10 protein-coding genes are annotated in these 9096 nt (G+C 62.6%); 4 read left to right on the top strand and 6 right to left on the bottom strand.

The features are described 5' to 3' along the window. Together OP495_RS15390 and OP495_RS15385 are read right to left on the bottom strand one after the other, a co-directional pair. On the bottom strand, window positions 1-233 hold a 233-nt coding region (locus tag OP495_RS15390; RefSeq protein ID WP_280570548.1), incomplete at its 3' end, for an AAA family ATPase. Beyond that, window positions 230-1513, bottom strand: coding sequence for an exonuclease SbcCD subunit D C-terminal domain-containing protein (locus tag OP495_RS15385; RefSeq protein WP_280570547.1), 1284 nt, complete (start codon window positions 1511-1513; stop codon window positions 230-232). The genes OP495_RS15390 and OP495_RS15385, both read right to left, overlap by 4 nt. A 102-nt stretch (window positions 1514-1615) precedes the next feature. Here OP495_RS15385 and nfi point away from each other — a divergent pair, with 102 nt between their 5' ends. Continuing rightward, window positions 1616-2359 carry a deoxyribonuclease V gene (nfi, locus tag OP495_RS15380; RefSeq protein ID WP_280570546.1) on the top strand — a complete coding sequence of 248 codons (744 nt, stop codon included), beginning with the start codon at window positions 1616-1618 and terminating at the stop codon, window positions 2357-2359. On the opposite strand, the gene OP495_RS15375 is transcribed toward nfi, so the two are convergent. After that, entirely contained in the window at window positions 2356-3456 is a 1101-nt protein-coding gene (locus tag OP495_RS15375; protein WP_280570545.1) for an alpha/beta hydrolase, read from the bottom strand. The two genes, nfi and OP495_RS15375, sit on opposite strands and share 4 nt — an antisense overlap. 44 nt (window positions 3457-3500) lie before the next feature. Next, on the bottom strand, window positions 3501-4409 hold the full coding sequence (locus tag OP495_RS15370; protein ID WP_280570543.1) for an aldo/keto reductase: 909 nt from the start codon (window positions 4407-4409) through the stop codon (window positions 3501-3503). A gap of 125 nt (window positions 4410-4534) precedes the next feature. Between OP495_RS15370 and OP495_RS15365 the strand changes: the two genes are divergently transcribed. The 3 genes from OP495_RS15365 to OP495_RS15355 all read left to right on the top strand — a co-directional run bounded on the left by OP495_RS15365 (window position 4535) and on the right by OP495_RS15355 (window position 7212). Continuing rightward, window positions 4535-5164, top strand: a complete 630-nt coding sequence (locus OP495_RS15365) for a DUF1415 domain-containing protein (RefSeq protein ID WP_280570541.1) — start codon at window positions 4535-4537, stop codon at window positions 5162-5164. Between the two features lie 83 nt (window positions 5165-5247). Further along, window positions 5248-5679 (top strand): OsmC family protein, encoded by a 432-nt coding sequence (locus OP495_RS15360; protein WP_280561693.1) that lies wholly within the window; start codon window positions 5248-5250, stop codon window positions 5677-5679. Between the two features lie 225 nt (window positions 5680-5904). Beyond that, window positions 5905-7212 (top strand): MFS transporter, encoded by a 1308-nt coding sequence (locus OP495_RS15355; RefSeq protein WP_280570540.1) that lies wholly within the window; start codon window positions 5905-5907, stop codon window positions 7210-7212. 92 nt (window positions 7213-7304) lie between these two features. Here OP495_RS15355 and OP495_RS15350 read toward each other — a convergent pair whose 3' ends face one another. Together OP495_RS15350 and OP495_RS15345 are read right to left on the bottom strand one after the other, a co-directional pair. After that, window positions 7305-7973 carry a type 1 glutamine amidotransferase gene (locus tag OP495_RS15350; RefSeq protein ID WP_280561690.1) on the bottom strand — a complete coding sequence of 223 codons (669 nt, stop codon included), beginning with the start codon at window positions 7971-7973 and terminating at the stop codon, window positions 7305-7307. Continuing rightward, window positions 7970-8974: an amidoligase family protein gene (locus OP495_RS15345; protein WP_280561689.1), complete on the bottom strand. Its 1005-nt coding sequence runs from the start codon at window positions 8972-8974 to the stop codon at window positions 7970-7972. The genes OP495_RS15350 and OP495_RS15345 overlap by 4 nt, the downstream gene beginning before the upstream one ends. Window positions 8975-9096: the final 122 nt, after the last annotated feature.

Raw genomic sequence — 9096 nt, 5'->3', positions numbered from 1 at the left:
GTGGCGTCGCCCACGTCGGGCAGCGGGGCATTCTGACCGGGCGCCTGGCGCAACCGGGGCGTGCTGCCGTAGAGTGCCAGACACAAGGCATCGAGCAGCGTGCTCTTGCCGGCGCCGGTGGGGCCGGTGATGGCGAACAGGCCGGCCCCCGCGAGCGGCGCGGCGGTGAAGTCGAGTTCCAGCGGGCCGGGAATCGAGGCCAGGTTGGCCAGGCGCAGGGCGAGGATCTTCATGTCGATGTCTCCTCATCGTCGAGCACGTCCTGACGTAGCCGGTCGAAGTCGGCGAGCACGTCGTCGGCGGGTGGCTCGCCCCAGCGCGCTTGCCAGGTACGCTCGAACAGCTTGCGCGGACCGAGCGCTGCCAGGTCGATGCGAGCGGGCGCGTCCTCGGCGGCAACCCTTGGTAGGCGACGCTCCAGACGCAGCAGTCGCAGTTGTTTGCCGTCGAGCGCTGCGTCTACTCGGGCGCGTAAATCGGGCATCGGGGCGTCTAGTTCGACGCGTATCTCCAGCCAGGGCCAGCGTTCTCTAGGGAGATCCCGCGTCTGATCTGTCGCTAGCTCGGGCGTATCCGCCAGGGCCTCCAGCTCGGCGAGCACGTCGTCGAGTGGTGCCGGGCCGAGGCGATGCATGGCCACCGGACGCGGGACCGCCAGGCTCTCGACATCGCGCAAGGCTTCGCCGTCGAGCGTGACGTCGACGACCTGATGGGGATAGGTCACCTCGCTGAAATCCAGCGGCAATGGACTGCCGCTGTAACGAATTCTCTCCTCGCCGACTTGTTGGGCACGATGCAGGTGACCCAGCGCGACATAGGCGATATCGGCGGGGAACAATGAGGCCGGAATCGATTCCTCGCCGCCGATGACGATGGGCCGCTCGCTGGCCTCGGAGACGGCGGCACCATGCAAGTGAGCATGACTCATGGCAATGAGGGCCTGACCGGGCGTGCGATGTTCGCGCGCTGCGTCGATGAGCTGTTGGTGAACGTGCGTAATGCCCGCGACATAGGTATTGCGTGAGGCGTCGTCGGTCTCGTCGCCGCTCGGCGCTGAACCGCCGGTGACCTCGGCGGGACGCAGGAAGGGTAGCGCCAGGCACCAGGCGCGAATCTCGCCGTCGGCATCTGTCAACGGTACCAGCAGGCGCTCGGCGTCGAGTCGTCCGTCGTCGAGCCAACTCACCCGGCCCAGGGCGTGGGTATTGAGGCGCTGCATCAGCGGCGCGGGCAATTCGATACGGTTGCCGCTGTCGTGGTTGCCGGCGATCATGACGATCGTCAGTTGCGGCAAACGCTGATGCGCCTCGACGATGAAGTCGTAGAGCATCTCCTGGGCGCGCAACGATGGATTGACGACATCGAAGATATCGCCTGCGATGAGCAGGGCGTCCGGGCGTCGCGTTTCGAGGGTCGCCAACAGCCAGTCGAGGAACGCGCGTTGCTCGGTGTGGCGCTCTTGCCCGTGGAAGGTCTGACCGAGATGCCAGTCCGCTGTGTGGATGAGTTTCACGCAGATCTCCTATACCGGTCCTTCAGTTTACCGGTTGCAGGAGGGTGGCCCAATGGGGCCAGTGGCAAGGAGGGAAGGAAGGAACAAGGACAAGGAGGCGGTATGACACATCATGAAGACCTGCATGCCTGGACGCTGACCCCCGAGGAGGCCGTGGCACTGCAGCGTCGCCTGGCGCCGCGCGTTATCAGGCAGGGAAAGCCAGATGCGGTGACCTGCATCGCTGGCGTGGATATCGGCTTCGAGGATGGCGGCGAGACGACGCGAGCGGCGGTCGTGGTGCTCGAATGGCCGTCGTTGACGCTGCGCGAGTCGGTGGTACACCGCGAGCCGACACGCATGCCGTATATTCCGGGGCTATTGTCGTTTCGCGAGATTCCCGCCGCCCTGGCCGCCTTTGCGCGGCTGACGGAGCGTCCCGACCTGGTCATGGTCGATGGCCAGGGGATTGCCCATCCACGGCGTCTCGGCGTGGCCTCGCACCTGGGCTTGTGGCTCGATCTGCCGACGATCGGTGTGGCGAAGAAGGTGCTTTGCGGTCGTCACGGCGATGTACCGGCCACGCGCGGTGAATGGACGCCGCTCACCGACCGCCGCCGCGCCGAGGACCCCGCTGACGTCGAGATCGATGCTGAGGGACGCGTCATTATCGGCGCGATGCTGCGTTCGCGCGAGAACGTCAAGCCGGTGATCGTCTCACTGGGACACCGGCTGGATCTGGCCACGGCGCTGGAGTGGACGAACGCTTGCCTGGGCAAGACCAAGCTGCCCGAGCCGACGCGGCTGGCGGATCGGCTGGCGTCGCGGCATGGTACGACCGCGACGCCCGGGCAGCTATCGCTTTAGGTAGAAGTGTCGGTGTCGTTGAGACGTTCGAGGCCGTTGAAAAGGGCTTTGTGAAAGCGCTCTGGCTGTTGAATGTGTGGCGAATGACCGAGATCGGGAAATTCGACCAACTCGGCGTCGGGAATCCGGTCGGCAGCTCGTTCGCCGAGCACTTCATAGTCGCCTAGTTTCTTCTGGAGCGCGTCGGAGGCGCGGCCCTTGCCGATGGCGGTGTTGTCTTGCTCGCCGATCAATAGCAGTGTCGGTACTTGGATCTTGTCGAATTCATGGATCACGGGCTGGGTGAAGACCATGTCGGACGTCAGTGTCTGGTTCCAGGCAACCCGGTCGCCACCGTCGCCGGCATACATGCCTGCCAGCATATTGACCCAACGGTCGTAGCGTGGCTCCCATTCGCCTACGTAGTAGGTCGATTTCTGGTACTGACGAATCGCCTCGGCCGTCTTCTGTTTTTCGGCGGCATAGGTCTCGTCGATGGATTGATAGGGCACGCCCATCGCTTTCCAGTCTTCTAGCCCGATCGGGTTGACCAGTACCAGTTGCTCGGTATCGTCGGGGTACATCAACGCGTAGCGACTTGCCAGCATGCCGCCCATGGAGTGACCCATGACGGTGACATCGTCCACGTCTAGATTTTCCAGCAGTGCGTGGGTGTTGGCAGCTAACTGATGGAAGCTGAACTGATACGCCTCGGGCTTGCTCGATTTACAGAAGCCGATCTGGTCCGGCGCAATGACGCGATATCCGGCATCGTTCAGACGTTCGATGGAGTCCTGCCAGGTGGCGGCGCAGAAATTCTTGCCGTGCATGAGCACCACGGTTTGGCCGTTGGGGTCTTCTGCGGGAACGTCCAGGTAGGCCATCTGCAGGTCTTGGCGTTGGGACGTGAAGCGAAAGCGCTCCACCGGGTAGGGATAGTCGAAGCCTTCGAGTTCGGCGCCGTAGTGCGGTGTCTCTTGATTGCTTTCCTCCGAAGTATCGGCTTCCTGTGCCGCCACGGCCATTGGGGTGCTGGCCAGAGCCGTTCCCAATGCCAGGCCGAAGGCCGGAAGCCAATGCGATTGCGAGGGCTGCGTACGAGATACTGCGCCTATCATAAGGACTCCTTCCAAAGCGATGAAAGACAGAGTGCTTCGAACTTTCAGACGATATCAAGCGTAACGGGTTCCGTCGGTGCTGGAAAAGCGGCGTTCAACCGCGCGATGCTGGCATTGTCCAGCGTGAGCTGCATGGCGGCGGCATTGGCTTCGACGTGGGCGGGCTGCACGGCCTTGGGGATGGCGATGACGTCGCTTTGACCGGCGGGCGCGGGGCGAGTCGCCCAGGCCAGCAGTACCTGAGCGGGGCTGACGCCGAGCTCGTCGGCGATGGCGCGGACCTCGGGGTGGTCGAGCTCTTGCCCGCCCTGGGCCAAGGGGCAGTAGGCCATGGTCGGCAGGCCGTGTTGGCGCTGCCAGGGCAGCAAGCTGTGTTCGATGCCGCGCGAGCCGAGATGATAGAGCACCTGGTTGACAGTGCAGGCGTCGCCACCGGGCACGGCATGCAGGGCGTGCATATCATCGAGGTCGAAGTTGGAGACGCCGTAGCGTCGAATCTTGCCCTGGGCCTGCAGATGCTCGAACGCTTCCAGCGTTTCTTCCAAGGGCACGTTGCCGGGCCAGTGCAGTAGATATAGGTCCAGATGATCGGTGCCCAAGCGCTTCAGACTGCGCTCGCAGGCGGCGACGGCGTCGTGACGGCCGGCATTCCACGGATAGACCTTGGAGACCACGAAGGCCTCGTCGCGCCGCCCGCGCAGGGCCTCGCCGACGATTTCCTCGGCGCCGCCGTCGGCGTACATCTCGGCGGTGTCTATCAGCGTCATGCCCAGGTCGAGACCGTATTGCAGGGCGTGGACTTCATCGCGACGCGGGGCGCGGTTCTCGCCCATATGCCAGCTTCCCTGGCCGATGGCGGGAAGCGTGACGGCGGATTCCCGGGCGGTAGCGGCGAGGGTGACGCCAGGTGTTTCGGGGGCGTGTGTTGTGTCGGAAGAAAAAGGCGTGGCCATGTGACTGCCTCTCTAGCGTGAGGAAATAGTATGGATGAATGCGGATGCCTTCAGGGTGCGCCGACACGGAGAGCACGACAAGTCCGTTATACTGACAGCCCTTTCTCGTTTCAGGATCGATTCACATGTCCGAGCGTCCCCTGGATGCCGATGTCATCGCCATGACCCGCGCCTGGGTAGCGAACTTCGTCGTGGCGCATGACGTCTGCCCTTTCGCCGGTCGCGAGGTGCGCCGTGACAGCCTGCGTTATGTCGTGGCGGATGGTGCTAACCCCGAACATCTTCTGCATGCCTTGATCGAGGAGTGTCATCGGCTGGACGCCGAGCCGGCGATCGAGACCACGCTGATGATCCTGCCGGAAGGGCTGGCCGACTTCGACGATTATCTGGATCTGCTGGGGGTCGCTGAGTCACTGCTCGAGGCGGAGGGTTATGCGGGGATTTACCAGTTGGCGAGCTTTCATCCCGACTATGTCTTTGAGAACGACGTCTTTGAGAACGACGCCTTTGAGAACGATGTCTTGGAGAACACTGACGTCGAGGGCAGCGCGGCCGACGATCCCGCCAATTATACCAATCGCTCGCCCTGGCCGATGTGGCATCTTCTGCGCGAGCGCAGTGTCGAGGCCGCCGTGGCGAATCATCCCGCGCCGGGGTCGATCCCCGAGGATAATGTCGCCGCCTTGCGTGAAATGGGTAGCGCTGCTCTGGCCGAGCAGTGGTCGGCGTGTCGTCGCGTGCGGGCGAGAGACTAATCACTGGCCCCTTGAAGTCCACGACATCACCCATATGGACTATGGTGTAGGGGCATGACGCCCACTCACGAAAGGAGGCACGAATGAGTATCGAGAAAACCGGTTCCGCCCATTGGCAAGGCAGTCTCAAGCGCGGCAATGGGACGGTCTCCACTCAGAGCGGTGCGCTCAAGGACAATCCCTATGGTTTCAACACGCGCTTCGAAGGCGAGCCAGGGACCAACCCTGAGGAATTGATCGCAGCATCCCATGCCAGTTGCTATTCGATGGCGCTGTCGATGATTCTGGGGGAAGCTGGACACGACCCCGACGATGTACGTACCGAAGCAACCGTGACGCTGGATCAGGACGACAGCGGCTTCAAGATCACCAAGGTGCACCTCGTTACCCGCGCCAAGGTACCGGGCATCGACCAGTCGGACTTCGATGAATCGGCCAACAAGGCCAAGGAAGGTTGCCCGATCTCGCGCGTGCTGAATGCCGAGATCACGCTGGATGCTACGCTCGAAAGCTGATCGGCATCGCTTCTTCGGGGCCGGCCTTGCGCCGGCCCTTTTATAGGCATTCCTCCCTTGGCGTCGTTGGTGCTTGACAACGTCGTCGATGCAGTCTTTCCGCGAATCTGTTAGCCTCCTACACGCTCGTCGGTCGGTACCTCCCGCCCTACTTGGGTATCGCGACGCTGGACTGATGTTCATATAACACGATCAACGATCATTCGACGGAAGACCTCATTCATCATGGCTACTTCGCAAGAGATCGATGCGGCCTCGTCGCGCCCGCTGAATCGCCGCGACGTCAAGGTGCTGTCGCTGTCCGCCTTGGGCGGTGCACTGGAGTTTTACGATTTCATCATCTTCGTGTATTTCGCGACGGTGGTGGGGCAGTTGTTCTTTCCCCCCGAGATGCCCGAATGGCTACGCCAGATCCAGACCTTCGGGATCTTCGCCGCCGGCTATTTGGCACGCCCGTTGGGCGGCATCATCATGGCGCACTTCGGCGACCTGCTGGGGCGCAAGAAGATGTTCACCCTGTCGATCTTCCTGATGGCGTTACCCACGCTGTTGATCGGCGTGATGCCGACTTACGATACCTTGGGCTATGCGGCACCGTTGCTGCTGGTGACGCTGCGCATCCTGCAAGGCGCCGCGGTGGGCGGTGAAGTGCCCGGCGCCTGGGTGTTCGTCACCGAGCACGTCAAGCGTCGTCACGTGGGCTTCGCCTGCGGCACGCTTTCTGCAGGCCTGGTGTCGGGGATTCTCATCGGCTCGCTAATGTCGGCGTTCATCAAGACCACCTACAGCGACGCGGAGTTAGCTGCGTATGCCTGGCGAATTCCGTTTCTGATCGGTGGCGTGTTCGGGTTGGTGGCTGTGTACCTGCGCCGCTGGTTGCATGAGACGCCGGTGTTCGCCGAGATGCAGGAGAAGAAGGCGCTGGCCGAGGAGCTACCGGTCAAGAGTATCTTGCGCAACCACTTGCCGAGCGTCGTGCTGTCGATGGCCGTCACCTGGATTCTGACCGCCGCCATCGTGGTAGTGATCCTGATGACACCGAGCCTGCTCGAGACCCGTTACGCGCTGGATGCCTCGTTGGCCAATGTCTACGCCATTCTCGGTGTAGTGGTCGGTTGCCTGGCTTCGGGCTGGAGCGCTGATCGTATCGGCAGTGGGCCTACCATCGCGTTGTGGGGGGTGCTGCTGGCGATCAGCTATTGGGCGATGATGATCACTGTCGGCACGCATCCCGAGTGGCTGACGCCGCTTTACATACTATGTGGCTTTGCCGTGGGGATCGTCGGCGTGGTGCCGACGGTTGCCGTCAAGTCGTTCCCGGCCATGGTGCGCTTCACGGGGCTGTCGTTCTCGTACAATGTCGCCTATGCGATCTTTGGCGGTTTCACGCCGATCGTAGTGTCGATACTGATGGCCGTGCATCCCATGTTTCCGGCGGTCTACGTCGCCGCGCTGGGCGGGTTGGGCATCGTCATCGGACTCTATTTGATGCGTGCGCCGCGCGGTCGGCGGCTGGCCGTCATGGCCTCATGAGTCGTTGAGTAGTAGTGAACGAACGCCGTACGAAGACGCCCCGCCATCATGCGGGGCGTCTTCGTGTGGGAAGGTCATCGCGTGTAAAGAGATCAATGCGTGCGCGCGGCGTCGACGAGGCCACGAATCAGGCGCTGCTGGGGGCGATTGAAAATGAGGAATTCTGGATGCCACTGTACGCCGATCAGATAGGGGTATTCGGCAGCCTCGATGGCCTGAATCAGGCCGTCACGGTCGCGCGCCACCACGTGAAGGGTTTCGCCGAGCCGATCCACTGCCTGGTGATGAAGGCTATTGACGCGACAGCGCGAGACGTCGAGCAGGGTATGCAAGCGGCTCCCGATGGCGATGTCGACCTGCTTGCGAGGCAGCACAGTTCGCTGTCGGCGCACATGGTCGTAGGTGGTATAGATATCGCCGATCAGGGTGCCGCCGCAGTGTACGTTGATGATCTGCGCGCCTCGACAGATGCCCAGTACGGGCAACTGCTGGGGCAGAAAGCGCTCGAGCAGCGTGAGCTCCAACTGGTCCCGCGTCGGGTCGACGCGTACGTCGAGTCGCATTTCTCCGCCATAGAGCTGAGCGCCGATGTCGTCGCCACCGCCGATCATCAAGCCCGCCAGCCCGTCGGGAATCTCGCGCGAGGGCGATAGCCGCACCGGTTGACCGCCGGCACGCCATACGGCAAGCCGGTCGCATGCCCACGCCATGAAACTTTTGTTATCCGAGGTGGTGATGCCGATCAGCGGTCGTGAACTCATTTCTCGACCCAGCGTTTCAGTTTATCCCGCCATTGCCCCATCGTCGATTGCGTGTGATGGGCGCGATAAGCCTGCATCTGCGTGCGCAAGCTGTGCGGGTCGGCGGCCAGGCGCTCGACCGTTACCCAGCGGTTCCATTCCGTGACGCTGCCCCAGTCGAGCGTGTCGAGCTGGGCATTGGGCAGGCGAAAGTGAAAAGTAGGGCGCGGTTTGACCAGGTTTTCCTGGAGCAAGGGATGCGCGGCCTCGGGCGCGAGATGGGCGAACAAGGGGCACATGTCGAGTTCACGGTTACGGGTTGGGTTGTCGCGCAGATAATCGCTGATCAATTGTGCCTGCGTCGGCGCGTAATCGGGATCGAGCACCTTCAAGGCATAGGCCTTGGGGAAGGGATTGGTATGCGGCAATATCTCGCGGGTGATGTCGACCTGGATCTGATCGCGTAGCCAGGCGGCGAGGATGATATAGGCTTGCAGATGCGCGAGGACGCTCGGCGTATCGGTGGCGGGGACTTCGGGATTGAGATGCAGCCCGAAACCATAGAAGACGCTGGCATCGGTGCCTTCTGCGCCATGCCGCCGCAGGGCTTCGAAGAGCCGGTCGAATTCGCCCAGTTCCGACCATGGAACCGGTGGCGAGACGATCTCGGTGGGCACCAGGCCGGCGACCATCTCGCCGAGCCACTCGCGCGAGCGTTGATGGAACTCCACGCGCCATTCGCGCCCCACCGACGGGGCCTGACCGGGTACCATTCCGTTGGCTTTCATGACCGCTGCGTCGGGATGGACGTATTTGCTGTCCAGCTCGATGGTGAACTTGCCCCAGGGCGTGCCCTCGACACGCATGCGATGGGGGCTTTGTCGCACGATATCGCCACCGAAGCAGTCGGCGACCAGCCGCGCCGCGGTATCGGGCATGAGGCCGGCGAATTCGATCTCAACGCCGACCCGCCGTGGACGATCCTCGGCAGTGTTTGGATGGGGAGGCGGCAATGGCTGCACGGGGGCTCCTCGCGGAATGCGCGGTGCCGATGAATGAAAGGGCACATGAGCTCGATAGGTTAACATTGCCGATGGGCCAAGACGTAATCCGCGTCTTCATGGAGTGAGCCACGACTTCACTG

Source organism: Chromohalobacter sp. 296-RDG, assembly GCF_029889885.1.
Lineage (GTDB): Bacteria > Pseudomonadota > Gammaproteobacteria > Pseudomonadales > Halomonadaceae > Chromohalobacter.
Note: the sequence above shows the minus strand (reverse complement) of the source record. Positions and strands in the feature narration are given on the sequence as shown.